Here is a 24,889-nt window from a genome sequence, read left to right on the forward strand (position 1 = left end):
CCGGCCCTTTCGAGCGAAGGGTCAGGCTTGCCCGAATCCCCCGCCGCCCGGCGTTTCGATGACGAAGGCATCGCCCGCCTGCAGTTCCGCCGTCGCCGTGGAGCCGAGCGGCTCGACGCTGCCGTCGGCACGCTCCACCCAGTTGCGCCCCGGCGCCCCCGGCGCGCCGCCGTCAAGGCCGAAGGGGGGGACGATGCGGCGATTGGCGAGGATGCCGGCTATCATCGGCTCCAGGAAGCGGATGCGGCGCACCCCGCCATGGCCGCCGCGATGCCGCCCCGCCCCGCCGGAATCGGATCGGATCGAGAATTCCTCCAAGAACACCGGGAATCGGGATTCGAGGATTTCCGGGTCGGTGAGGCGGCTGTTGGTCATGTGGGTCTGGACCATGTCGGCGCCGTCGAAATCGGGACCGGCGCCCGAGCCGCCCGCGATCGTCTCATAATATTGATGGCGGTCGTTGCCGAAGGTGAAATTGTTCATCGTCCCCTGCGCACCGGCCATGACACCGAGCGCTCCGAACAGCGCGTCGGTCACGACCTGGCTGGTTTCGACATTGCCCGCGACCACGGCGGCGGGATGACGGGGCCGCAGCATCGATCCTTCGGGCACGATGATGGTGACGGGCTTCAGGCAGCCGTCATTCATCGGCACCGCCTCGTCAATGAGGGTCCGCACGACATAGAGGACGGCAGCGCGCACGACCGAGAGCGGGGCGTTGAAATTGCCCGGCAGCTGGGCGGACGAGCCGGTGAAGTCGATCGTCGCCGCATGGGATTTCCGGTCGATCTCGACAGCGACATGGACAGTTGCGCCATTGTCCATCGGATAGGCGAAGCGGCCGTCGGACAACCGGCCGATCAGGCGGCGGACGGCCGCTTCGGCCTGGTCCTGGACATGGGCCATATAGGCCGCGACGGTATCCACGCCATAATCGTTGCTGATCCGTAATAATTCTGCTGCCCCCTTGGCGCAGGCGGCGATCTGGGCTGCAAGGTCGGCGATATTCTGGTCGATGTTGCGCGCGGGCCAGGGACCGGCGGCGAGCATGTCGCGAATCGCGGCTTCGCGAAAATCGCCCCGGTCGACCACCAGCAGATTGTCGAGGATGACGCCCTCTTCCTCCACCGACCGGCTGTCCGGCGGCATCGATCCGGGGGTGATGCCGCCGATGTCGGCATGATGCCCCCGCGCGGCGACGTAGAAGGAGGGCGCGGCCCGCCCGTCGACGAACACCGGCATGACCACGGTGACGTCGGGCAGATGGGTGCCGCCGTCATAGGGGGCGTTGAGCGCATAGACATCGCCCGGCAGCATCCCCCGGCCGTCACGCGGCAGGCCGTCCGCATCAGGCCCGCGCCGGCGCAGGATGGCGCGAATGCTGTCCCCCATGCTGCCCAGATGCACCGGCATGTGCGGCGCATTGGCGACCAGATTGCCCTGCGCGTCGAACAGCGCGCAGGAAAAATCCAGGCGTTCGCGAATGTTGACCGACGAGGCGCTGTGCTGGAGCGCGGCGCCCATTTCCTCGGCGATGGCCATGAACAGGCCGCCCATCACCTCCAGCCTTACCGGATCGACCACGCCGGCTTCGGAGTCGGTTTCCGGCATCGTGCGCGGCCGATGGCGGGTGAGGATGAGGTTGCCGATCGCGTCGACCCGCGCGCGCCATCCCGGCTCGACGGCGGTGGTCGAGACCGGATCGATGATGAGCGCGGGACCGTCTATTTCGCTGTCGGCGGACAGGCCCGCCCGGTCGTAGACGGGCGCGGGGACGCCGGCATAGTCGATTGCCGCCAGCGGCGCCGCCGCTTCGTCGGCAAGCATGACAATGCCGTCCATCGCTTCCCGCGTCGCGGCGATCGCCTCGACCCGCGCCATGTCGACAAGGATGCGGCCCTGCCCGGCGAAGCCGAAGCGGGCGCGATGCTGGGCAAGGAAGTCGGCGCGCATGGCGTGCATGTCGGCGAGCGGCACATCGAACAGGCTGTCGGTGCGATCATAACGCAGCCGCAGCAGGGTTTCCGTCCGGTCGGCCTGCGGCAGGTCGGCGTGGGCTTCGGCGGCGAGCGCGTCGACGGCGGCCTGCAGGTCGGGCATCGCCGCCGGATCGAGCGGCAGGGCCAGCGTCCGCTCGCGCACCGAGCGGCGGTCGGCCAGCCCCATGCCATAGGCGGACAGGACACCGCCCAGCGGATGGATCATCACCCGGTCCATGCCCAGCGCGTCGGCGACCAGACAGGCATGTTGCCCACCCGCCCCGCCGAAGCTGGCGAGCGTGTAGCGGCCGACATCATGGCCGCGCGCGACCGAAATGCGCTTGATCGCATTGGCCATGTTGGCGACGGCGACGGCGATGAAGCCCTGCGCCGCTTCCTGCGGGGTCATGCGGCGGCCGGTTTCCGCCCGCACCTGCGCGCAGAGGGCGGCAAAGCGCTGCGCGACCACGTCGCGATCGAGCGACTGGTCGCCTGCGGGTCCGAACAGGCTGGGGAAGAAGTCGGGCTGGATCTTGCCCAGCATGACATTGCAGTCGGTGATGGTGAGCGGACCGCCGCGCCGGTAGCAGGCCGGTCCCGGCACCGCGCCCGCCGATTCTGGCCCGACGCGGAAACGGCCGTCGACGAAGGTGCAGATGGAACCGCCGCCCGCCGCGATGGTGTGGATGCGCATCATCGGCGCGCGCAGGCGCACGCCCGCCACCCGCGCTTCATTGTCCCGCTCATAGGCGCCGGCATAATGGGACACGTCGGTCGAGGTACCGCCCATGTCGAAACCGATGACGTCATGGAAACCCGCCTGCTCCGACGTGCGGGCCAGGCCGACGATGCCGCCGGCGGGGCCGGAGAGCACGGCATCCTTGCCCCGGAACAGCGCCCCATCCGTCAGGCCGCCGTTCGACTGCATGAACAGCATGTCGCTTTCATCGCCCAGCGCGGCCTTCAGCCCATCGACATAGGCGCGCAGCACGGGAGAAAGATAGGCGTCGGCGAGCGTCGTGTCGCCGCGCCCGATCAGCTTGATGAGCGGCGCGACGTCATGGCTGGCGCTGATCTGGGTGAAGCCGATCTCGGCCGCGATGTCCGCCAGCCGCCGTTCATGCGCGGGATGGCGATAGCCGTGCATCAGCAGGATCGCGACCGCGCGCAGCCCCCGGTCATGGGCGGATTGGAGCGCCGCGCGGGCGGTCGCCTCGTCCAGCGGGGTCCGGATCGCGCCATCGGCCATCAGCCGCTCGTCGATTTCGACCACATCGGCATGGAGCGGTTCGGGCAGCATGATGTGGCGGGCGAAAAGGTCGGGCCGTTCCTGCGTACCGATGCGCAGCGCGTCGCGAAAACCGCGCGTCACCGCGAGCAGCACCGGCTCGCCCTTGCGTTCCAGCAGGGCGTTGGTGGCGATGGTGGTGCCGATGCGCAGGGCGCAGGGCGGGACCGGGCCGTCGCCCGCTCCGGTCAGCCGGCGCACCGCTTCGACCGCCGCGTCGGCATAGCGTTCGGGATCGCTGGAAAGGAGCTTGGCGGTGTGCAGCCGCCCATCGGGGTCGCGCGCCACCACATCGGTGAAGGTGCCGCCGCGATCGATCCAGAAATGCCAGGTCATGGCCGACGTGATGGAGAGGCCGCCCGCGCTTTGCAAGATGCAGGGAAGGACAGCAAGCAGGCTCAAGGGGAATGCGGAACGGCAGCAGTCCTAATGCCGTTCCGCACCCCAACTCCCGCCACGGGAGGTGACCGATGAGGGGCGGGACCGGCCTGGCCTCGTCCCGCCCCCTATTCGCCAGGTGTCAGAATTTCGCGACGACGCCCGCCATCGGGCGGATCGAGCGGAAATTGCCGAGCGTGTCGGCCTGGACGCGCAGGCGGATATTGCTGCGTTCAGATGAACCGCCCATGTCCGCCGGCGACAATTCCACGCCGGCGCCATAAGTGGTGCCGTGGAAATCCGGGCTGTCCGGGCCGAGCGCGTCGAAATTTACCCATTTATAGCCAACCTTGCCGAAGATCAGGCTGTCCTTGCCCGCCTTCACGCCAGCGCGGCCCGCCACGCCATATTCCCAGTCGATGTCGCCGGACACGCCCTTGGACGCGGTGCCTTCGACACCCAGCACGATCGGGCCGGCGACATTATAGTTCACGCCGGCGACACCCTCCACCATGCGGCCCTTGTAGCCGACGGGCGGGATGCCTTCCTTGCCGGTCTCGCTGTCGAAATTATGCACGCCGCCCATGACGCCGACATAGGGCTCTATGCGACGGGTGGAGTCGGCGTCCTGCGCCAGGGCGGCGGCGGGAAGCAGCGACGCGGCAGCGACTGCCGTGAAAACCAGTGTCTTCATGGGTATGACCCTTTTTATCTGTGGGGATTCAAGCGGCGGTGTGGACCCGCCGGGCCGCATGTCCGGCGCTGCAAGCGTCCGGGCGACGGAGAGGAAATGAGCGGGCCTGCCCGAAGGTTTCCTCAACGGATCGGGAAAATCGGTCAAATGCCGATTATGTGACGGAAAGAACACGGTTTCTGTCGCCCCGATGAACGGAGGGCGACTTTTCTGAACGGGGAATAAACGCTTGCACACCATCCCCTCGCCCATTCACAACCAATTCAAACTGAGGGCGTTATTCCCGTCATCAGAAAGACTGTTAAGGAGACAGGCGATGACTGGAACCGCAAAAAGGTTTCTCGCCGTCATGGGCCTTGCCGGTGCGCTGGCCCTTGGCGGCTGCGCCTATGACGACGGCTATGGCTATGGCGGAGTGAGCGTAGGCAGCGGCTATTATGGCGGCGGCTATTATGACCCCTATTACAGCCCCGGCTATTATCCGGGCGGCTATGGCTGGTATGATGGCTTCTATTATCCGGGCAACGGCTATTATGTCTATGACCGGGGAGGCCGGCGTCACCGCTGGAATGATGGTCAGCGCCGCTATTGGGAAGGCCGCCGCGCCGAACGGCGCGACGATCGCTGGCAGGGCCGGGACCGGGACGGACGGCGCGACTGGCGCGGCAACGACCGGCAGGCGGATCGCGACGGGCGGCCCGGAAACTGGACCCGTCCGCGCCCGGACGCGGACGGCAATGTCGGTCGCGGTCGCTGGCGCGGCAATGATGGCGCCAATGCCGTCCGTCCCGCACCGCAACCCCGGCCCCAGATGAGCCAGCCCCGGATGAGCGAACCGCGCGCGCAGCGCGAATGGGGCAACCGGCCCTCGCCCGGCCCCCGTGCCGATCGCCCGATGCGGTCGGGCGGCGGCCGTGATCCGGCAGCACGGGTGCGCCCGGACTGATGCGGGGATCGATCAGGGCCGCCGCATGGCTCCCGCTCCTGCTCGTCGCCGCGTGCGACGGGCGGGAGGAGAGCGCAATCGACAATCTGGCGAATGGCGCCAATGCCGCGCAGGTGGAAAATAATGTCCGCGCCGAAGCGATGGCGCTGATGGAACCGCTCAATCCGCCCGCCCCCGGCACGCCCGGCGGCCTGCCGGTCGATCCTGCGCCGGTCGCCGAAGGAACGATCGACCCGGACAGCGCGCAGGGCGCGGCGCAGGTGGTGCAGGGCTATTATGGCTTGCTGGAGGAAAAGCGTTTCGAGGATGCGCAGGATCTGTGGAATCCCGGCAGCGCGATCGGAGCGCAGGATGACGCCCATTTCGAGGCGCGCTTTCGCGGATTTGGCGAGATTCACGCCAATGTCGGCGCGCCGTCCGAAACCGAAGGCGCCGCAGGCTCCGTCCATGTGACGGTGCCGGTGCAGGTCTATGGCCGGATCGCCGCCAACGGCAAGCCGTTCCATATGCTGCGGCAGGTCACGCTGCGCCGGGTCAATGACGTCCCCGGATCGACCGAGGAACAGCGGCGCTGGCACATCGAATCGATCGGCGCCTATGTGGCGCCGCCCGCGACGGACGACATCGACAATGGCGCGGAAGCGGCCAGGACCATTTCCATGACGGACGGAATGGCGCGCACGCCCTGAACGCAGGAACGCCCGGCCTGTCAACGGGCCGGGCGTCCTTTCAGCCTTTCAGGCGGGGCAGGTCAGGCGACGGTCGCCTTGACGATCTTGCCCGGAGTCTTGGGCGGTTCGCCCTTGGGCAGCGCGTCGACATGCTCCATGCCCGACGTGACTTCGCCCCAGACCGTATACTGGCCGTCGAGGAAGGTCGCGTCGTCGAAGCAGATGAAGAACTGGCTGTTCGCGCTGTTCGGGTTCATCGCGCGCGCCATCGAGCAGACGCCGCGCACATGCGGCTCGCGGCTGAATTCCGCCTTGATGTCGGGCAGCTTCGACCCGCCCATGCCGGTGCCGGTCGGGTCGCCGCCCTGCGCCATGAAGCCGGGGATGACGCGATGGAAGACCACGCCGTCATAGAAGCCTTCCTTGGCCAGGGTGGTGATGCGCTCGACATGGCCGGGCGCGAGGTCCGGGCGCAACTTGATGACGACGTCGCCGCCGCTGTCGAGGGAAAGGGTGAGTGTTTCGTCGGCCATGGAAAATCCTCTCTTGCCGGGGAAGGAACAGATGAGCCCATATAAAGGCTAATGAGGCCGATGGAAGCGCTGTCTCCCCATTGCATTTCGGTTGTGCATCGGCGAAAGCGACAGAATGTTACAGGAACCGGACAGTAGGGGGCGCCATGAGCGAGCGCGGCGATGTGGCCGAACCCCTTGTGGACGGCGCAGAATTTGACGAGGCGATCGTCGAGGCGGCGGAAGCCAGCCACGACGAGGACGACCGGCTGAAGCCCGCCTACCTCACCGCCGTGCTCGACGCGGTGGAGGAAGGCGACAGCGAAAAGGCGCGCGACCTGGTGTCGCCGCTCCACCCCGCCGACATTGCCGACCTGCTGGAACTGACCCCGTCGGAACAGCGGGCGAACGTCGCCGCCGCGCTGGGCGACCTGGTGGGCGCGGAGGTTCTTTCCGAACTGAACGACTATGTCCGCGACGACCTGATCGGGGCGCTGGCGCCGGAGCAGGTCGCCGAATTCGCGTCGGAACTGGACACCGACGACGCCGTCGCGATCATCGAGGACATGGAGGAGGCCGACCAGCAGGCCGTCCTCGAGGCGATGGAGCCAGAAGACCGCGCCGCGATCGAGAGCGCCCTGTCCTATCCCGAGGAATCGGCCGGCCGCCTGATGCAGCGCGACCTGGTCGCGGTGCCCGAGCATATGACGGTCGGCCAGGTGATCGACTATCTGCGCGACAATGGCGACCTGACGCGCGACTTCTGGGAAATCTTCGTCGTCGACGCGACGCACAAGCCGATCGGCACCTGCCAGCTCAGCTGGATTCTCACCTGTCCGCGCGGCATCGCCATGGCCGACCTGATGAAGCGCGAGCAGACGCTGATCCCGGTCGACATGGACCAGGAGGAAGTCGCGCTGCGCTTCCAGAAATATGCGCTGATCTCCGCCGCCGTCGTCGACGCGTCGGGCCGGCTGGTCGGCATGATCACGGTGGACGACGTCGTCCACATCATTTCCGAGGAAGCGGGCGAGGATATTCTCCGTCTGTCGGGCGCGGGCGAGGGCGACATCAACGAGCCGGTGATGGACAGCTATCGCGCGCGCGTCCGCTGGCTGCTGACCAATTTGCTGACCGCGCTGGTCGCGTCGACCATCATCGGCATATTCGAAGGCACGATCCAGAAGATGGTGGCGCTCGCCACGCTGATGCCGATCGTCGCGGGCGTGGGCGGCAATGCCGGCAGCCAGACCATGGCGGTCACGGTGCGCGCGCTCGCCACCAACCAGATCACCGGCTCCAACGCCCGGCGCACCATATTGCGCGAGATTCGCGTGGCCTTGCTCAACGGGGCGACGGTGGCCGTGGTGCTGGGGATCGGCGTGGGGCTGGTGTTCCAGAACATGGCGCTGGGCGGCGTGATTGCCGCGGCGATGATCACCAATATCGTCACGGCCGGCCTTGCGGGGGCGGCCGTGCCGCTGGCATTCGACCGGATGAACCTGGACCCGGCGGTCGCTTCGTCCATCTTCGTCACCATGATAACCGATTCGATGGGTTTCTTTGCTTTCCTGGGCCTCGCCACGGCCGCGGGATTGACCGGCTGACGAGAGCGCCCATCTAGGGCGTCCCATGCCCCTGCACCTCACCAAGATCGCCTTCCAGAGCGAAAGCCCCGCCTCCCTGCGCGCCTGGCTGGAAAGCCATGCCGGCGAGGCGCGCCTGACCACCCGCTATCTGCCCAAGCGGCTGGAGGAACTGGATGGCGGGTCGCTCTACTGGATTCATGGCCATGCGCTGGTCGGGCGCAGTCCGCTGCTGGGTTTCCAGGAAACGGGCCAGGGGCGCTACTGGATCCGGCTGGCGCCGACACTGATCCCCGTGCGCGCCAGCCCCAAACGCGCGCATCAGGGCTGGCGCTATCTGGAGGACAAGGATGCGCCGCCGGACCTGAATGGCGGCGAAGCCGACGATCTGGATGCGATGCCGTCCAGGATGCTGGGGGAACTGACGCGGCTGGGGCTGGTCTGAGCCGCAGCGCGCGCGCACGACATCACGATCCCCGAAAGGAGGATCGGGTCCGGCAAATATCGGAAAAGGGAAGAAATGGTGCTGCCGGGGAGGATTGAACTCCCGACCTCAGCCTTACCAAGGATGCGCTCTACCACTGAGCTACGGCAGCACTCTATTTCTGCTCCGGAGCGCCTGCGCGCTTCGGAGGTCGCGCCTATGGCCGCCCGCGCTTCCCATGTCAAGGCGACTTGCGGCAGATGATGCATTTTGCTTATGCGCGTCGCCATGGCTGAAACGAACGACGAGAAAAAGGCGCGGCTGGCGCAGGCTTTGCGCGACAATCTGCGCCGGCGCAAGGCGCAGAGCCGGGCCGGCTCAGAGCCAGCCCGGCGCCACGACGATGGCGATGTCAAGGGCGACGATCACGCCGATTGACAGGCCTGCCCGCTTCAGAGCGGCGCGCAGGCAGCCTGGAGCCAGGCAAGTGCATCGCCCTCCAGCTGCGACCCCACCAGGTCCAGCACGGCGGCATGATAGGCGTCGAGCCAGGCGCGCTCATCACCGCTCAGCAAGTCGGTGGCGATCAGCGCGCGGTCGATCGGGGCGAAGGTCAGCGTCTCGAAGCCCAGCATGTCCTTTTCCGCGCCGGGGATCGCGCGTTCCTCCACCAGCACCAGATTTTCGATGCGGATGCCATATTCGCCGGCCTTGTAATAACCTGGCTCGTTGGAGAGGATCATGCCTGCCACCAGCGGCTCGTCGCCGCCGCCGAAGGTGGCAATCCGCTGCGGCCCTTCATGCACCGACAGGAAGCTGCCGACGCCATGGCCGGTGCCATGGGCGTAATCCAGCCCCTCGGTCCAAAGATATTGACGGGCGAGGGCGTCGAGCTGGCCGCCGCGCGTCCCTTTCGGAAAGACGGCGCGGGCGAGCGCGATATGGCCCTTCAAGACCAGGGTGAAACGATGGCGCATTTCGTCGGTCGGCGTGCCGATGGCGACAGTGCGGGTGACGTCGGTGGTGCCGTCGCGATACTGGCCGCCCGAATCGACCAGATAGAGGGTGCCGGTCTCGATCGGGCGATTGGTCTTTTCCTCGACGCGATAATGGACGACCGCGCCATTTGGCCCCGCGCCGCTGATGGTATCGAAGGACAGGTCTTCGAGCAGGCCGGTGTCCTTGCGGAAGGTTTCCAGCCGATCGGAGGCGGAGAGTTCGGTGAGGTTGCCCTTGGGGGCTTCGACCGCGATCCAGTGGAGGAAGCGGCTGAGCGCGGCGCCATCGCGCGCCTGCGCCGCCTTGTGGCCGGCGATCTCGGTATCATTCTTGATCGCCTTGGGCAGGACGGCGGGGTCACGCAGCGACAGCACGGTCGCGCCGCCTTCGTCCAGCCCGTTGAAGATGGCGGCGACGGCGCGTTCGGGGTCTGCAACCACGGTCTTGCCCGCGAAATCCGCCAGCGCGGTGGAGAAGGTCGCACCATCATGCACCCGCACCGCATTGCCCAGATGCTGGGCGACGGCTTCGTCCATCTTCTCCGGCGCGACATAGAGGTCGGCGGTCGCATCGGCATGAACGATGGCATAGGCGAGCGCGACGGGCGTGCGCTCCACATCCTTGCCGCGGATGTTGAAGGTCCAGGCGATCGAATCGAGCGCAGATAGGATGACGGCGTCGGCCTTCTTCTCCGTCAGCCAGTCGGCCATGGCGGCGCGCTTCTCGGCGGCCGACTGGCCGGCGAAGCGATCGTCATGCACGACCAGCTTGGCGTCGCTGCGCGCCGGACGGTCGGGCCAGATGGCGTCGACGGGGTTGGTGTCGACCGCGACCAGCTCCGCGCCCTTCTCGGCCAGGGCTTGCGTCGCCTGCTCCACCCAGGCGCGGGTGTGGAGCCAGGGATCATAGCCGATCCGCGCGCCCTGCCCGGCATGATCCTTCAGCCAGGCGGCGATCGACGTCTGGGGCACGCTTTCATATTGCCAGTGGGCGCCGTCCACCTGCTCGCGCACCTGGAGCGTGTAGCGGCCGTCGACGAAGATCGCCGCTTCCTCCGGCAGCACCACGGCGCTGCCCGCAGACCCCTGAAATCCGGTCAGCCACGCGAGCCGCTGGGCATAGGCGCCGACATATTCGCTCATATGCTCGTCGGTCAGCGGCACCACGAAACCGTCCAGCCGCTGGCGCACCAGTTGCGCGCGCAAAGCCTTCAGGCGATCTTCATAACTGGACATCGAACTTCCCTTGGATCATTCCGGCCTCTTGCACCGGCCATAATGCCGACAACATAGAGGGACGGGCGCGCTTATTCCAGCGTCCGCCCCGTCTGACCCATGGATAGTTGATGACCGATCACATGCAGCCTGCCTCCCTGCCCCCCATCGCCGAATGCCGCCCGCACAGTTTCACGCGTCATGGCATCACCGTGGACGATCCCTGGGCCTGGCTGCGCGACCCCGGCTATCCCGATGTGCAGGACAAGGATGTGCTGGCCTATCTGGAGGCCGAAAACGCCTGGTTCGAAGGGGCCATGGCGCCGCACAAGCCGCTGCTCGACACGCTGTTCCAGGAAATGAAGGGCCGGATCAAGGAGGATGACCAGTCCGTCCCGCAGAAGGATGGCGACTATGTCTACTGGCGCGCGTTCGAGACGGGCGCCCAATATCGCAAATGGTATCGCAAGCCGGTTGCAGGCGGCCCCGACCAGCTGATCCTGGACGAACCCGCGCTGGCGGAAGGGCATGACTATTTCCGGCTGGGCGCGATGTCGGTCAGCCCGGACGGCCGCTACCTCGCCTACGCCATCGACACCAATGGCTCCGAACGGTTCGAGGCGAGGATCAAGGATCTCATTTCGGGCGAGATATTGCCGGAAGTGATCCCCGACACGCTGTCGTCACTCGTGTGGACGTCGGACAGTAAGGGACTGCTCTACGGCCTCGCCAACGAGAATTGGCGGACGGACAATGCGCGGCTGCACTGGCTGGGCCAGAGTGTCGAGAGCGATGTGGAATTGTTCCACGAGGATGACGAGGGGTTCCGCGTCTCGATCGGCCTCACCTCCTCGGAAAAATGGATCGTCATCGCGACCGGCGATCATGTGACCAGCGAAGCCTGGCTGGTGCCAGCCGACGATCCGACAGCGACGCCGCTGCTCGTGGCCGCGCGCAAGGCCGGACGCGAATATGATGTCGATGAGCATGAAGGCACGCTCTACATCCGCACCAACGACAGCCATCCCAATTTCCGGCTGGTGAAGGCGACGCTGGACGCCCCCGACCAGTGGGAAGAAGTGATCGCACCGGACGCCCATTTCTACCTGACCGATTTCACTTTGTTCAAAGGCTTCTATGTCACCGAAGGGCGGCAGGACGGTCTCGACCAGATCGAACTGCGCGACTATGCGACCCACACGCCCAAGCGCATCCCCTTCCCGGAAGCCAGCTATTCCGCGAGCCTCGACGACAATCCCGAATATGACGTGACGCGCTTACGCATCGGCTATGAATCGATGGTCACGCCCGACACCATCTACGACTATCATCTGGAAACGGGTGTGCTGGAGGTGCTGAAGGTCCAGGAAATCCCGTCGGGCTATGACGCGAGCCGCTATGCGGCCGAGCGGCTGATGATCCCCGCGCGCGACGGCACGCAGATTCCGGTGTCGATCGTCTACCCGAGGGATTTCCCGCGCGACGGCAGCGCACCGCTGCACCTTTATGGCTATGGCGCCTATGGGCTGGCGATGGAGCCGGGCTTTTCCACGAGCCGCCTGTCGCTGCTGGATCGCGGCTTCGCCTTCGCCATCGCCCATATTCGCGGCGGCGATGACCTGGGCCAGCAATGGTATCTGGACGGCAAGCTGGACAAGCGCGTCAACACCTTCACCGACTTCGTCGACGTGGCGAAGGGGCTGATCGATCTTGGCTATGCGTCGAAGGGCAGGATCAGCATTTCGGGCGGGTCGGCCGGTGGCGAGCTGATGGGCGCGGTCATCAACAGCGATCCCGACCTGTGGGGCGCGGTGGTGGCGCATGTGCCCTTCGTGGACGTGCTGAATACGATGCTGGACGAGACCTTGCCGCTGACGCCGGGCGAATGGCCCGAATGGGGCAACCCGATCGAGGATGAGGCCGCGTTCCGCACGATCCAGAGCTATGATCCCTACACCCATGTCCGCGCGCAGGATTATCCGCCGCTGATGGTGACGGCGGGCCTCAACGATCCGCGCGTGACCTATTGGGAACCGGCCAAGTGGGTGGCGAAGCTGCGCGCGACCAAGACCGATCAGAATATCCTGCTGCTCAAGACCAATATGGGCGCGGGCCATGGCGGCAAGTCGGGCCGGTTCGAAAGCCTGCACGAAACGGCGGAGGAATTCGCTTTCATCCTGTGGCAATTGGGCGTGGAGGGCTGATGGCGTCGAGTTTCACCAGGCAGATCACGGCCCTGCCCGAGCATATCGACGTGCTGGGCCATGTGAACAATGCGGTCTGGGTCCAGTGGATGGAGCAGGTGTCGGTCGAGCATTGGCTGCGCGATGCCGACCCCGCCCATGTCGACGCCTATATCTGGGTCGTGACCCGGCATGAGGTCGATTATCGCGGCAATGTGACCGAGGGCGAGACGGTGACGGCGCGCACCTGGATCCCTGAAGGCCCGCGCGGCGCGCGGTTCGACCGGATGATGGAATTTACCGGGCCCGACGGCAAGGTGAAGGTCGCGGCCAAATCCACCTGGGCGATCATCGACAAGGCGTCGGGCCGCATCCTGCGCGTGCCGGCGGAGGTGGCGGCGAACTTCGTTTGAGGACCACCCCCGTTCGTTTCGAGCGAACGGGGGGTAACTAGATATGGCTCAGGCCACCTGCGCCTTGAGCAGCTTGTCGATCGTCAGCGGATAGTCGCGCAGCCTGATCCCGGTGGCGTTGTAGATCGCATTGGCCACTGCCGCGCCGGCGCCGCAGATTCCGAGCTCGCCCACGCCCTTGGCCTTCATCGGCGAACTCTTGTCGTCCAGCTCGTCGATGAACAGCACGTCCTGTTCGGGAATGTCGGCATGGACCGGCACCAGATATTCCGCCATGTCGTGATTGACGAAGAAGCCGAAGCGAGTGTCGACGTCCAGCGCCTCCATCAGCGCGGCGCCCGCGCCCATGGTCATGGCGCCGATCACCTGGCTGCGCGCCGATTTGGGGTTTAGGATGCGGCCGGCGGCGAAGGCACCGCCCATCCGGCGAATCCGCACCTCGGCTGTGTCGATATCGACCCCCACTTCACAGAAATGCGCGCCGAAGGTCGCCTGGGCATAGCGTTTGTCGAGGTCGCCATAGTCCATGCTGTCCTCCGCCCAGAGGCCATCGCGGCCCGCCAGCGTGGCGAGGGTCTGCGACTTGTTGCCGAGCTTGACCAGACCATCCTCAAACTGCGCCTGGTCGGCGGGATAGCCTGCCTTTTCCGCCAGTTTCGCGCGCAGCGCCATGGCGGCGGCATAGACGCCCGCGGTGCTGCTGTTCGCGCCCCACTGGCCGCCCGATCCGGCCGACACCGGGAAACGGCTGTCGCCCAGGCGCACCGACACCTGGTCGAGCGGAACGCCCAGCATTTCCGCAGCGGTCTGACCAATGATGGTGTAGCTGCCAGTGCCGATGTCGGTCATGTCGGTTTCGACGATCACCCGGCCCTGCCCGTCCACGCCGATGCGCGCGCCCGATTTGGTGACGAGATTGTTGCGGAAGGCGGACGCGACGCCCATGCCGACCAGCCAGCGGCCGTCACGCACCTGCCCCGGCTTCGGGTTGCGCTTTGCCCAGCCGAAACGGTCGGCGCCTGCACGCAGGCATTCCACCAGCTTGCGGCTGGAAAAGGGCCGCTGCGGACCGGCTTCGGGATCATATTGCACATCGTTGCGGATGCGCAGTTCGACCGGGTCGACACCTGCCGCTTCGGCCAGTTCGTCCATCGCCACTTCCAGCGCCAGCAGGCCTACCGCCTCGCCCGGCGCGCGCATGGCGTTGCCTTCGGGCAGGTTGAGCGTGACGAGCCGGTGCGCGGTCATGCGGTGCGCGCCGCGATAGAGGAGCCGCGTCTGCTGCGCCGCCGTTTCCGCGCCGCCGCCGGGCAGGTCGCCCGACCAGACTTCATGCGCGATCGCGTCGATCACCCCATCCTTGTCCGCGCCCAGCCGGATGCGCTGGATCGTGGCCGGGCGATGGGTAGTGTTGTTGGGAATCTGGTGCCGGGCGATGGCGACCTTGACCGGCCGGCCCACCTGCCTGGCGCCCAGCGCCGCCAACAGCGCGTCGGCGCGCAGGAACAGCTTGGCGCCAAAGCCGCCGCCGATATAGGGCGACACCAGCCGGACATTCGCCTTGGGAATGCCGAGCGTCCGGGCGACTTCGCTCACGCCCCAGGCGATCATCTGGTTGGAGGTCCAGAGGGTCAGCCTGTCTCCGTTCCAGGCGGCGGTGGTGGCGTGCGGCTCCATCATCGCATGGCTGTGGTCGGGCGTGGTGTAGGTCCGCTCGACCTTCACCGCCGCCTTGGCAAAGGCGCTGTCGAAATCGCCCGCTTTGGTGTCGGACGGGCCGCCAAAGCCTTCGGGCGGGATCACCCCGTTCACCCGCTCGGCCGCCAGGTCGAACTTGCCGCTTTCCGGCGCATAGTCGATGCGCACCAGCCTGGCGGCATCGCGGGCATTTTCCAGCGTGTCGGCGATCACCAGCGCGACCGCCTGCTCATAATGATCGACCTGCGGCCCGCCGAGCAGCGGCGCGGTGTTCATGCTGCCCTTGCCAAGCTTGCCGGCATTGGCGTGGGTGACGACGCCCAGAACGCCGGGGGCAGCCTCTGCCGCGCGCAGGTCCATCGCGGCGATCCGGCCCTTCGCGATGGCGGAGCCGACGATCCAGCCATAGGCGGCCTTGGGCGCGGCATCGTGACGCTCATAGGCATAGGGCGCCGTGCCCGTAACCTTGGCCGCGCCGTCGATCCGGTCATGGGGGATGCCGATCACGCGGCCCTTGTCGATCGGATTGATGCCCGCTGGCGCGTCGAACTTCATGCCCGCGCCTCCCGCTGGCGGTAGAGCGACGCGAGCGTCCGTTCGACCAGTGTCTTCTTGAAGTCGTTATGATGCGTCGTGCGGGCGCCGGCGAGCGCAGCTTCGGCCACCACCTTCGCGCCGCTCTTCGCGGCAGCATCCGCCTCCTCGACGCGCCACGGCTTCGCGCCGATGCCGCCAAATGCGAAGCGCGCGCTGCCATCCTTGCCGAACACCGCCGCCACCGACACCAAGGCGAAGGCATAGGAGGCGCGGTCGCGCACCTTGCGATAGACATGGGTGCCGCCGACCGGCTTGGGCAAAGTGACCGAGGTTATGATCTCACCCGGCTTGAGCACCGTTTCCTTCTCCGGCGTGTCGCCGGGCAAAAGGTGAAAGTCGGCGATCGGGATGGACCGCTTCGCGCCATTGGCGTCAATGGTGTCCACGTCGCTGTCCAGCAGTCGCAGCGCCACCGCCATGTCGCTGGGATGCTGGGCTATGCAGGCGTCACTGACGCCCAGGATGGCGAGGCTGCGGCTCATCCCCTGCATAGCGCCGCAGCCGCTGCCGGGCTTGCGCTTGTTGCAGGGCATCCGCGTGTCGTAGAAATAGGGGCAGCGAGTGCGTTGCAGCAGGTTGCCGCCGGTGGTCGCCTTGTTGCGCAGCTGGCCCGATGCGCCGGCGAGCAGCGCGCGGCTGAGGACCGCATAATCGCGCCGCACGCGCTTGTCGGCCGCCAGATCGGTATTGCGCACCAGCGCCCCGATGCGCAGCCCGCCATCGGGCGTCTCCTCGATCCTGTCGAGGCCCAGATGATTGACGTCGATCAGATGGGCCGGCGTCTCGATCTGCAATTTCATCAGGTCCAGCAGATTGGTGCCGCCGGCGATGAAGCGCGCGCCCTGGACCGATGCCGCTGCCTTGGCGGCCGCTTCGACGCTGGTTGCGCGTTCGTAGGTGAAGGGCCTCATGCCGCCTTCTCCCCGCGCCCGGATTGGCCGGAAACGTCGCGCATCGCGGCGATGATGTTCGGATAGGCGGCGCAGCGGCAGATATTGCCGCTCATCCGCTCGCGCAGTTCGATGTCGCTGATCGCCACCCGGTCCAGATCCTCCGTCACATGGCTGGGGATTCCCGCATCGATCTCGTCCAGCACCGCCACGGCCGAGCAGATCTGCCCCGGCGTGCAATAACCGCATTGATAGCCGTCATGGGTGACGAAGGCGCGTTGCATCGGGTGGAGCGCTTCGGGCGTGCCCAGCCCCTCGATCGTCGTCACCTTCTCGCCATCATGCATCACGGCCAGCGTCAGGCAGCTGTTGATGCGGCGTCCTTCGACCAGGACGGTGCAGGCGCCGCACTGGCCATGGTCGCAGCCCTTCTTCGTGCCGGTCAGATGCAGATGCTCGCGCAGGGCATCCAGCAGCGTCGTGCGCGGATCGAGTTGCAGATGCGCTTCGCGTCCGTTGACGGTAAGTTCGACGGGACTCATGCGGGTTCCTTTGCTGCTCCGGAGCGGCGCGTCGGCGGCCGCCGCGTTCGAGAGGACGGGCGCCGATGCGGCAAGGACGGCGCTGCCCCGCAACAGGCCGCGGCGCGTCAAATGATCGGACGTCATGGATGGTCCTCCCTGCTGATCTGCTGGTCATTACGAAGCGCGTCGGCAAATGATCCCTCTGCAGGCACAAACATTGCCTCCGGACGACAGATTAGCAGAAGCGCGGCGGACGCCCAACGCCCAAGATGACGGTGGAGCGGCCGTGATTCGTCGTTGAAACCAGCGAGCAGCGCCGCCGCGCGATCTTTTCACAAGCGAAAAATGGCGGAAAACCGAGACTTTTTGCGGCCGCGAAAGAGAATTTCAATTTTGTGCAATTCCCCCCTTGCCGATCCCGGAAAGCGCTGCTAGTTCCCCGCCACCCGCCGAGAGGGACACACTCTCCGGCCGCCAGAGCGGGCGTAGCTCAGGGGTAGAGCACAACCTTGCCAAGGTTGGGGTCGAGGGTTCGAATCCCTTCGCCCGCTCCAGTTTTCCATAGCAAGATCATGCAGTTAGGCGGCTTTCACAGCCGCCTTTTTTGCTTACGCGCTCCGTCAGGAACAAAAAGTAAGCAATACGTAAGCAGGAAATGCCCAGGAAATGCGTGGTTCTGGCGTGCTCCCGGCGGAAATAGGCCTATCCTCCATATTTCACGCCCCTCAAGGTTGCTCATTCGGCGTTCTTCCGCGTGCTCTCATCCTGACGCGAAAAGTTGCTTACGCGCCTTTCCGCTCCTGCTTACGCGGAGCTGTTTTTGCTTACGCGAACGATGAAAGGCCCGACGTCAATCTTAGCCGCTCGCTTGTTGCCAGCCGGGGAATGAGGCGCGGCGAGCGTCTCTGGTCCGGCGGCTTTGGAGCCGACCGCCACGAAGGTTTTGCGAATATCGCGCGCCCGCCCCAGCTTGTTCTTCAATTCTTGGAGCGTTTGCGTTATTGAATCAGGAACGATGGGGGAAATGTGTGTGAGAAAGAAATCGAGTAAATTCAGTGTCTAATGCCAAACAGATATTGGCCATGCTGCGCAGTCGAGCGGAAGGCGACGACGAGCAGTTCTATTCGATCGCTTTGCAGGTTGCCGCTGCTGAGGCCCGGCAGGGTCGCAGAGACACCGCAAACGACTTGCGCACGGCTGTCGATACGGCGCGCGCCGCGCGCGGTGTCAGCCCATCAATTCCTATCGTTTTCGCCCGCCCGCGCGGTGATCTTGAAGGTCTCCTCGATCTTCGCGAACCTACGGTGACGCTCGCCGACGTGATCCTCCCGGCCGCAGTCTCGGAACGGCTCGGCAATGCTCTTCTCCAGCAACGTCGACGGGACTGGCTGCGCGAGCATGGCAAGGCCCCTAACCGGCGGCTCCTGTTCGTCGGTCCGCCCGGATCGGGCAAGACCATGACCGCCGAAGCCTTGGCTGGCGAGCTGAAGCTGCCGCTCTTCATCATAAGGCTGGAGACGCTCATTACCCGCTTCATGGGTGAGACCGCCGCCAAGCTCAGGCTTGTGTTCGACGAGACCCTGCGCCGCCGCGCCGTCTATCTGTTCGATGAGTTCGATGCCGTAGGCGGGCATCGCACGGCCTCGAACGACGTTGCCGAGATGCGCCGCGTCCTCAACAGCTTCCTTCAGTTCATGGAGGAAAAGAGCGCCACCGATAGTCCGCTCGTGGCGGCAACCAACCATCCCGAATTGCTCGATAGGGCCTTGCTGCGCCGCTTCGACGACGTGATCGAGTTCGAGCTGCCCTCGGCCGAACAGGTGCGGGCCGTGGTCAAGGCCAACCTCAAGCCGCTGAAATATCCCCGCCTGGCTTGGTCCACCATCGAGAAGGCGGCGCGCGGCCTCAGCCAGGCCGAGATTGCGCGCGCAGCCGACGAAGCCGTCAAGGCCGCGATCCTCGACCAGCGCGACCAGATCGCCACGCCCGACATCATCGCTCGCCTCGCCGAGCGCCAAGCGATGCGCACCGCGTTCTCTGCGAAACACTGACCTGTGGCGCAACACGACCGACCGCATCTCGACATTTCGGGACTGGCTCACAGCGTTGCGTTCAAATCTCCGGGCAGCAATGCCCGGCAGCGCCCGCTCATCCGCATCCGCGAGGACCACGGCCAGCGCTTGATCGCCGAACTCGCTTCGGCCTTTCAACAGGCCGAACAGGCCCGACAGAGGCCGGACGGCGTTGCGCTCCTTCCTCCGCCGGACGGCACTTTCCTTGAAGTGGAGCTGTCGCCGCAAGCCGGCCCGACCACGCTCGAACGCACGCGGGAGAAAACCCGGCAAGGCGCTGTGACCTTCACCGAACAAGGCGCGCGTCGCATCGCCTTGTTCGTGCCCGACGACATGCGCGACACGCTCGAAGCGGTGTTCCAGGATTACACTTTCGGGCCGCTCAACGAGCGCACCGGCTCGCCCAAAGGGAAAACCCGCGTCGAGACGATCGAGCATATCCGCGAAGCGCGCATCCGCACCTTCTGGCGGGACGATCCCGCCGCATTGCCTGAAGACCCTCAAGCGGAAATGTGGTGGTCGCTGTGGTGCTTCCGCGACAGGGTTGACCGCGTTCTCGAAGCCGCCGCCCAGCTTGGGCTCCATGTCGGCGAGGGCGACACCTTCCTGCGCTTTCCCGAAACCATCGTCGTTCCAGTCTATGGTCGCCGTGCCGCGATCGAGTTGTTGCTGTTCGCCACTGGCGGCATTGCCGAGCTGCGGCGCGCCAGCGACAATCCTCATGTTTTCACCCATGACCTGCGCGACGAGGCGCGCGCGTTCATCGAAGACCTTGCCGAACGGACGATCTGGCCCGGCCGCGAGGCGCCGGCCATCTGCCTCCTCGATACCGGCGTCAATCGTGCCCATCCGCTCATCGAGCCCGCCCTGGCGGTCGAAGACCTCTTGAGCGTCGATCCCGCCTGGGGCGGTGACGATCATGCGCCAGGCTCCGGCCACGGCACCGGCATGGCGGGATTGGCGCTGCACGGCGACCTCGTGGCGCCCTTGGCCGATCAGGAACAGCGACGCCTTACCCACCGACTGGAGTCGGTCAAAATCCTGCCGCCCGCAGGTTTTCCCCCAAACGACCCGCACGCTTACGGTCCCATCACCCAAGGCGCCATCGCACGCGCCGAAATCCAGAACCCTGACCGAGCGCGTATGTTCTGCATGGCCGTTACCAATGGTGGACGTAGCGGTGCCGACGCGACTGCATGGAGCGCCGCCATCGACCAGGCCGCGGCCGGCGCCGAATCCGAGGATCAGGAGAACCCGGCGCCCAAGAGGCTCATCGTCCTCGCCGCCGGCAATGTCCCCGACCACGCCGATCCGGCTGAGATCGCGGACACCGATGCCTTTCCGGCCGAAGATCCCTGTCAGGCTTGGAATGCGCTTGCGATCGGCGGCTACACCGAAAAGAGCCAGATCGCGGAAGCCGGCTACGAGGGCTGGACGCCGATGGCGACCGTCGGCGCCGGAAGCCCCTACAGCCGCACCTCCTACCTCTGGCGCTCGGGCCAATCGCCGTTCAAGCCCGACCTCGTGTTCGAGGCAGGCAACCGGGCGATCAGCCCCGCGAAAACTGAAGCGATTGCCGGCCTCGACTCTCTTTCGCTTCTGACCACCGCGCGCGATGTCGGTCAGCGCCCGCTCGACAGCTTCTGGGCGACCAGCGCGGCGACCGCGCAGGCGGCCCGCTTAGCCGCGCAGATCGCGGCAGACGATCCCGACTATTGGCCGGAAACCATCCGGGCGCTGATGGTCCATAGTGCGCGCTGGACCCCGCCCATGACCGAGGCCATCGCTGCCTGCGCGGCCAAGCGCGACAAGGCGGATTGTCTCCGCCGCTATGGTTACGGCCTTCCCGGCCTTGCCCGCGCTCGCGCATCCGCGATCAACGATCTCGCGCTTGTCGCCCAAAGGGAGATTCAGCCCTTCCGCAAGGAGGCGTCAGGCGTCCGCTTCAACGAGGCCCATGTCTATCCGCTGCCCTGGCCACGCCAGATTCTCGAAGACCTCGACAATCTGCGTGTGCGGCTGAAGGTGACGCTCTCCTATTTCATCGAGCCCAATCCCAGTTTCGCCACGGCAATCGACCCGGCGCGCTACCAATCCTTCGGCCTTCGCTTTGACTTGAAACGGTCGCGGGAGACCACCGCGAACTTCCTGCGCAGGAACAACGCAGAAGGGCGCGAGGAGAATGACCCGCGGCCGGTGAATGAGAATAATGATGGCTGGCTGTTCGGTGAGCGCGCCATCTCGGCCGGATCGCTGCATGTCGACATCTGGGAAGGCCCGGCCGTCGAGCTTGCCGCCCGGAACATGCTTTATATCCACCCGATCACCGGCTGGTGGCGGGAGCGAACCGGGCTCAAGCGCTTCAACGACAGAGCACGTTACGCCTTGATCGTCAGCCTTGAGACGCCGGAAGCGGAAGTCGATCTCTATACTCCGATCGAAACGGCCATCCCGACACTGATCGGCGTCGAAATCGAAGGATAACGCGAAAAGCGGAGCCGTCCCGTGCCGACGAATGCACGGATTCAGCAGAGCTTGCCGACATACCGCCGGTGCCTTTTGTTTTCCGGGCAGGTTGAATGGCTTGCGGGGGAAGGCCTTCCCCTGCTGCCGAGCCCCAGCGGGTCTCGCCAGACCCCTTCGAGCGGGGACACCCCGCAACGCCCCTGAGCAGAACGCGGGGATCTGGTGAGCGCACTCTGGCGGCTAAGGCCGCCCAGGGTTCGCGCGTATTTCTCGGCCCGCGTGGCACTCTTGCTCTGGTCGGGGGCGCGGCAACGGCTGGCCCCCAGTGTCCGCGCGCACGCCGCCGCGCCGGCTGTCCGCCGCAAGGGTGCGTCTCTTTGTGGCGCCGCAAGCGGCCCGGTGCTTGGGGCGCTGCCCCTGGCGCACTTCGGAACGTCTTCCGCCCAGCTTCCTGCGCTTCGCTCCGTGCAGCCGGTTCCCCGCGAAGCCGTCCCTCCGTTTGCACCCCCGGTCTCGCCGACGGGCAGGGTTTCAGCGCGGCGCTTCCCGCTGCGCGGAAACCCAAGGAGTAGGAAGATGACCAAGATTGTTCAGATCGAAACCAGTGCCGCCGAGCCGGTGTCGGGCATCGAGATTTTCGTGCCCCTCAACAAGCTCAAGAAGTCGCCGAAGAATGCGCGAAAGGTGCCGCACGGCGAGGCAGCGATCGAGGCGCTGGCGGCGTCCATCCAGCACAAGGGGATGATCCAGAACCTTGTCGTGGAACCGGAGACGAAGGACGGCGTGCCGACCGGCTGCTATTTCGTCACCGCTGGCGAGGGCCGGAGGCTGGCGCAGTTGCTGCGCGCCAAGCGCAAGCAGATAAAACGGACGCAGCCCATCCGCTGCTATCTCGACACCGAGAACGACGCGGCGGAGATCAGCCTTGACGAGAATGTCACCCGGACGCCGATGCACCCCGCCGACCAGTTCGAGCGGTTCCATGAACTGTCCCGCGACAAGGGATGGGGTGCGGAGGAAATCGGTGCGCGGTTCGGCGTGTCCCCTGATGTGGTGAAGCGGCGGCTGCGTCTCGGTGCGATCAGCCCGAAGCTGATGGATGTGTATCGGCAAGACGGCCTTACGCTCGACCAACTGGCCGCGTTCACCATCACCGACGACCATGCCCGGCAGGAGCAGGTCTTCGAGAACCTGTCATGGAACAAGGAGCCGTGGATCATCCGGCGCGATCTTACCGCAAGCAATATCCCGGCGACTGACCGGCGGGCGGTGTTTATCGGGGCGGACGCCTATGTCGAGGCGGGCGGCACGATCATCCGTGACCTGTTCACCGAGGATGACGGTGGTTTCTTCGAGGATGCAGGCTTGCTCGATACGCTTGTGGTGGAGCGGTTGCGCGAGATCGCCGGGGAGGTTCTGGCCGAGGGCTGGAAATGGGGCGAGGTCAGCATCGACTTCCCCCACGGTCATGGGATGCGGCGTTATTATCCGCAGCATATCGCCCTGTCCGATAAGGACGAGGTGCGGCTGTCGGAGGCAGCGGAAGCCCATGATGCGCTGATCGAAGGCTATGACTCTTATGAGGACATGCCCGAGGCCGTGGCGGCGAAGGCGCAGGCGTTGAGCGACGAGATCGATGCGCTCTGCGCCAAGCGTTCTGCCTATGATCCTGCGGTGATCGAGCGTGGCGGCGTTTTCGTTTCGCTCGGCTCCACCGGCGAGGTGAAGATCGAGCGCGGTTATGTCCGTGCCGAGGACGAGCCGCAGCCGGAAGCGGACCCGGAGGACGACAGCGACGGCATCCGTGTGGAGGACGGCGGAGCCAACGAACACGACGAGGATGCGGACGAAGAAGTGGAATTGGGGGAGGCCGACGCGGGCAAGCCCATTTCCGACAGCCTCATTCGTGACCTCACGGCGCATCGGACGCTCGGCCTTCGTCTGGCCCTTGGCGAGCAGCCCGACATGGCGATGGTCGCGTTGACCCACGCGCTGGTGCTGGACCTGTTCTATCATGGGTTCGGCAAGTCCTGTCTCACCGTCACCGCCAAGAGCGAAGACCTCACCACCCACGCCGAGGGCATCGCGAACACCGAGGCGGGCGAGGCGCTGGCGGCGCGGCATGACCAGTGGGGCGAGCAGCTTCCGGGTGAGACGGCGGACCTGTGGTCGTTTCTCGCCGGGCTGGACGCCGAAAGCCGCACCGCATTGCTGGCGCATTGCGTGTCGCTCACCGTCAATGCGGTGAAGGTGCCGTGGGAACGTCCCGTCACCCGCATCGAGGCGGCGGACGGGCTGGCGCAGGCCATCGGGCTCGACATGACGGCGACGTGGACCGCGAACACGCGTAGCTATTTCGGGCGCGTCACCAAGGCTCATATCGCGCAGGCGGTGAGCGAGGCCATCTCCCCGGAGGCAGCGGAGCGCATCCAGCCGTTGAAGAAGGAAGCAATGGCCGACGAGGCGGAGCGGCTTGTCGCCGGAACGGGATGGTTGCCAACTGTGTTGCAAACCGTCGAGCCGGAAGCCGAAGCGCCGGAGGCCGTGGAGGTGAAGGAGGAGGATTTCGAGACGGACGCGCAGCCGTCCGAAGCGGAGGCCCCCAATACCGAAGCGCAGGACGGCGGGGATATGGTGGAGCCGTTGGAAGGCGAGCAGTCGCACTATGCGGTAGCCGCTGAATAGGTGACGGGCCGGGGCTGCTATGGCGGTCCCGGCCTTACCTTTGACGAGAGGCCGAAAAATGCGGCCGCGCCCTGACCGGGCGCGGCCGTTCCTGTTTCATAGGCGGGGTTGAATGCCTACCAAGCTCCGCGCGCTATTGTGGGGGGTAATGTGAGATGCCGCACGATTCCGTCGTTGCTGCCCATGCTGATCGTCGGCCGCTGCTTCCCGCGCCGGCTCCCGAACCACGCCTCGGCTATGCCCAACAGGTCGGTATTGATCGGGCGGCTCAGGAAATGGTCGATCAATTCCTCGCTCAGATCGGGATCAGGAAAGACCATATAGTCGCCCGTAGCCTGTAAATCGTCCAGGCTCTGCTTGTCGTCCTCAAGGCGTTTCTGGAACATCTTGCGCGGGAGCACGACATCGGGTTGGGCAATGGCGAACGACTCAGCGTAGATCGGCGCCATAAAGTCGATGACATGATCTTTCGTCTGCACCCACATATGGAAGCCATCGTTGCCCCAACTGAACTTACCGCCCTCATCCTTGCCATAGAAGATGCACTTGGGAGCATCATCGACACAGAGCGCGAATCCGCCCGCAACCGCCGTGGCGGCAATTCCGTAGTGCTTATTCAACAGATACGACCCGACGATCGAGAAGAACGTGTGAGGATCAGCGTGCAATA

At 65.7% G+C, this 24,889-nt stretch carries 18 protein-coding genes and 2 tRNA genes; 11 read left to right on the top strand and 9 right to left on the bottom strand.

Annotation, left to right across the window (positions count from 1 at the left end; translation table 11 throughout):
- Window positions 1-21: 21 nt before the first annotated feature.
- Together A7Q26_RS12165 and A7Q26_RS12170 are read right to left on the bottom strand one after the other, a co-directional pair.
- Entirely contained in the window at window positions 22-3,603 is a 3,582-nt protein-coding gene (locus A7Q26_RS12165; RefSeq protein WP_066859851.1) for a hydantoinase B/oxoprolinase family protein, read from the bottom strand.
- 184 nt (window positions 3,604-3,787) lie between these two features.
- Window positions 3,788-4,339 (bottom strand): outer membrane protein, encoded by a 552-nt coding sequence (locus tag A7Q26_RS12170; protein ID WP_066859757.1) that lies wholly within the window; start codon window positions 4,337-4,339, stop codon window positions 3,788-3,790.
- Between the two features lie 316 nt (window positions 4,340-4,655).
- On the opposite strand from A7Q26_RS12170, the gene A7Q26_RS12175 reads away from it, so the two are divergent.
- Both A7Q26_RS12175 and A7Q26_RS12180 read left to right on the top strand, forming a co-directional pair.
- Entirely contained in the window at window positions 4,656-5,285 is a 630-nt protein-coding gene (locus tag A7Q26_RS12175; protein WP_066859760.1) for a peptidase, read from the top strand.
- Window positions 5,285-5,974, top strand: a complete 690-nt coding sequence (locus tag A7Q26_RS12180) for a hypothetical protein (protein WP_066859763.1) — start codon at window positions 5,285-5,287, stop codon at window positions 5,972-5,974. Before A7Q26_RS12175 ends, A7Q26_RS12180 begins: the two co-directional genes overlap by 1 nt.
- Window positions 5,975-6,036: 62 nt before the next feature.
- Here A7Q26_RS12180 and A7Q26_RS12185 read toward each other — a convergent pair whose 3' ends face one another.
- Entirely contained in the window at window positions 6,037-6,489 is a 453-nt protein-coding gene (locus A7Q26_RS12185) for a peptidylprolyl isomerase (RefSeq protein WP_066859766.1), read from the bottom strand.
- Window positions 6,490-6,635: 146 nt separating this feature from the next.
- On the opposite strand from A7Q26_RS12185, the gene mgtE reads away from it, so the two are divergent.
- The gene (gene mgtE / locus A7Q26_RS12190) at window positions 6,636-8,075 is read left to right on the top strand and encodes a magnesium transporter (protein ID WP_066859770.1); all 1,440 of its coding nucleotides are present in this window, start codon (window positions 6,636-6,638) and stop codon (window positions 8,073-8,075) included.
- A 25-nt stretch (window positions 8,076-8,100) separates the two neighbouring features.
- A complete protein-coding gene (locus A7Q26_RS12195; protein WP_066859773.1) occupies window positions 8,101-8,499 on the top strand; it encodes a DUF1489 family protein in 399 nt (132 codons plus the stop codon).
- Between the two features lie 76 nt (window positions 8,500-8,575).
- Here the strand turns inward: A7Q26_RS12195 and A7Q26_RS12200 are convergent.
- Window positions 8,576-8,650 (bottom strand) — tRNA-Thr (locus A7Q26_RS12200).
- Window positions 8,651-8,766: 116 nt separating this feature from the next.
- Between A7Q26_RS12200 and A7Q26_RS25565 the strand changes: the two genes are divergently transcribed.
- Window positions 8,767-8,916, top strand: coding sequence for a hypothetical protein (locus A7Q26_RS25565; protein ID WP_198162927.1), 150 nt, complete (start codon window positions 8,767-8,769; stop codon window positions 8,914-8,916).
- Between the two features lie 14 nt (window positions 8,917-8,930).
- Here the strand turns inward: A7Q26_RS25565 and A7Q26_RS12205 are convergent, their stop codons facing one another.
- Window positions 8,931-10,712, bottom strand: a complete 1,782-nt coding sequence (locus tag A7Q26_RS12205) for an aminopeptidase P family protein (protein WP_066859776.1) — start codon at window positions 10,710-10,712, stop codon at window positions 8,931-8,933.
- A 110-nt stretch (window positions 10,713-10,822) separates the two neighbouring features.
- On the opposite strand from A7Q26_RS12205, the gene A7Q26_RS12210 reads away from it, so the two are divergent.
- Window positions 10,823-12,895 carry a S9 family peptidase gene (locus tag A7Q26_RS12210; RefSeq protein WP_066859779.1) on the top strand — a complete coding sequence of 691 codons (2,073 nt, stop codon included), beginning with the start codon at window positions 10,823-10,825 and terminating at the stop codon, window positions 12,893-12,895.
- Window positions 12,895-13,287: an acyl-CoA thioesterase gene (locus tag A7Q26_RS12215; RefSeq protein WP_066859783.1), complete on the top strand. Its 393-nt coding sequence runs from the start codon at window positions 12,895-12,897 to the stop codon at window positions 13,285-13,287. The genes A7Q26_RS12210 and A7Q26_RS12215 overlap by 1 nt, the downstream gene beginning before the upstream one ends.
- Before the next feature lie 48 nt (window positions 13,288-13,335).
- Here the strand turns inward: A7Q26_RS12215 and paoC are convergent, their stop codons facing one another.
- The 3 genes from paoC to paoA are packed head-to-tail and all read right to left on the bottom strand — an operon-like array spanning window position 13,336 to window position 17,140.
- Window positions 13,336-15,540 carry an aldehyde oxidoreductase molybdenum-binding subunit PaoC gene (gene paoC, locus A7Q26_RS12220; protein ID WP_066859786.1) on the bottom strand — a complete coding sequence of 735 codons (2,205 nt, stop codon included), beginning with the start codon at window positions 15,538-15,540 and terminating at the stop codon, window positions 13,336-13,338.
- Window positions 15,537-16,493 (bottom strand): FAD binding domain-containing protein, encoded by a 957-nt coding sequence (locus A7Q26_RS12225; protein WP_066859789.1) that lies wholly within the window; start codon window positions 16,491-16,493, stop codon window positions 15,537-15,539. Before A7Q26_RS12225 ends, paoC begins: the two co-directional genes overlap by 4 nt.
- Complete coding sequence (gene paoA / locus A7Q26_RS12230; RefSeq protein WP_066859792.1) at window positions 16,490-17,140, bottom strand: aldehyde dehydrogenase iron-sulfur subunit PaoA; 651 nt, start codon at window positions 17,138-17,140, stop codon at window positions 16,490-16,492. Before paoA ends, A7Q26_RS12225 begins: the two co-directional genes overlap by 4 nt.
- A gap of 335 nt (window positions 17,141-17,475) precedes the next feature.
- Here paoA and A7Q26_RS12235 point away from each other — a divergent pair.
- From A7Q26_RS12235 to A7Q26_RS12250, 4 genes are all read left to right on the top strand, one after another.
- A tRNA-Gly gene (locus A7Q26_RS12235) sits at window positions 17,476-17,550 on the top strand.
- 528 nt (window positions 17,551-18,078) lie between these two features.
- Window positions 18,079-19,047 carry an AAA family ATPase gene (locus A7Q26_RS12240; RefSeq protein ID WP_230281910.1) on the top strand — a complete coding sequence of 323 codons (969 nt, stop codon included), beginning with the start codon at window positions 18,079-18,081 and terminating at the stop codon, window positions 19,045-19,047.
- 3 nt (window positions 19,048-19,050) lie between these two features.
- Complete coding sequence (locus tag A7Q26_RS12245) at window positions 19,051-21,552, top strand: S8 family peptidase (protein ID WP_066859799.1); 2,502 nt, start codon at window positions 19,051-19,053, stop codon at window positions 21,550-21,552.
- A gap of 558 nt (window positions 21,553-22,110) precedes the next feature.
- Window positions 22,111-24,219, top strand: a complete 2,109-nt coding sequence (locus A7Q26_RS12250; protein WP_066859801.1) for a ParB/RepB/Spo0J family partition protein — start codon at window positions 22,111-22,113, stop codon at window positions 24,217-24,219.
- A gap of 116 nt (window positions 24,220-24,335) precedes the next feature.
- Here A7Q26_RS12250 and A7Q26_RS12255 read toward each other — a convergent pair.
- A partial coding sequence (locus A7Q26_RS12255) for a DUF2026 family protein (RefSeq protein ID WP_198162921.1) occupies window positions 24,336-24,889 on the bottom strand: 554 nt, incomplete at its 5' end.

The organism is Sphingobium sp. TCM1 (assembly GCF_001650725.1).
In the GTDB taxonomy this organism is placed as follows: domain Bacteria; phylum Pseudomonadota; class Alphaproteobacteria; order Sphingomonadales; family Sphingomonadaceae; genus Sphingobium.

What these genes read in the sequence shown, in the direction of transcription:
- A7Q26_RS12165 (WP_066859851.1), bottom strand. Translation starts at nt 3,603, where the DNA reads ATGACCTGGCATTTCTGGATCGATCGCGGCGGCACCTTCACCGATGTG.
- A7Q26_RS12170 (WP_066859757.1), bottom strand. Translation starts at nt 4,339, where the DNA reads ATGAAGACACTGGTTTTCACGGCAGTCGCTGCCGCGTCGCTGCTTCCC.
- A7Q26_RS12175 (WP_066859760.1), top strand. Translation starts at nt 4,656, where the DNA reads ATGACTGGAACCGCAAAAAGGTTTCTCGCCGTCATGGGCCTTGCCGGT.
- A7Q26_RS12180 (WP_066859763.1), top strand. Translation starts at nt 5,285, where the DNA reads ATGCGGGGATCGATCAGGGCCGCCGCATGGCTCCCGCTCCTGCTCGTC.
- A7Q26_RS12185 (WP_066859766.1), bottom strand. Translation starts at nt 6,489, where the DNA reads ATGGCCGACGAAACACTCACCCTTTCCCTCGACAGCGGCGGCGACGTC.
- mgtE (WP_066859770.1), top strand. Translation starts at nt 6,636, where the DNA reads ATGAGCGAGCGCGGCGATGTGGCCGAACCCCTTGTGGACGGCGCAGAA.
- A7Q26_RS12195 (WP_066859773.1), top strand. Translation starts at nt 8,101, where the DNA reads ATGCCCCTGCACCTCACCAAGATCGCCTTCCAGAGCGAAAGCCCCGCC.
- A7Q26_RS25565 (WP_198162927.1), top strand. Translation starts at nt 8,767, where the DNA reads ATGGCTGAAACGAACGACGAGAAAAAGGCGCGGCTGGCGCAGGCTTTG.
- A7Q26_RS12205 (WP_066859776.1), bottom strand. Translation starts at nt 10,712, where the DNA reads ATGTCCAGTTATGAAGATCGCCTGAAGGCTTTGCGCGCGCAACTGGTG.
- A7Q26_RS12210 (WP_066859779.1), top strand. Translation starts at nt 10,823, where the DNA reads ATGACCGATCACATGCAGCCTGCCTCCCTGCCCCCCATCGCCGAATGC.
- A7Q26_RS12215 (WP_066859783.1), top strand. Translation starts at nt 12,895, where the DNA reads ATGGCGTCGAGTTTCACCAGGCAGATCACGGCCCTGCCCGAGCATATC.
- paoC (WP_066859786.1), bottom strand. Translation starts at nt 15,540, where the DNA reads ATGAAGTTCGACGCGCCAGCGGGCATCAATCCGATCGACAAGGGCCGC.
- A7Q26_RS12225 (WP_066859789.1), bottom strand. Translation starts at nt 16,493, where the DNA reads ATGAGGCCCTTCACCTACGAACGCGCAACCAGCGTCGAAGCGGCCGCC.
- paoA (WP_066859792.1), bottom strand. Translation starts at nt 17,140, where the DNA reads ATGACGTCCGATCATTTGACGCGCCGCGGCCTGTTGCGGGGCAGCGCC.
- A7Q26_RS12240 (WP_230281910.1), top strand. Translation starts at nt 18,079, where the DNA reads ATGCTGCGCAGTCGAGCGGAAGGCGACGACGAGCAGTTCTATTCGATC.
- A7Q26_RS12250 (WP_066859801.1), top strand. Translation starts at nt 22,111, where the DNA reads ATGACCAAGATTGTTCAGATCGAAACCAGTGCCGCCGAGCCGGTGTCG.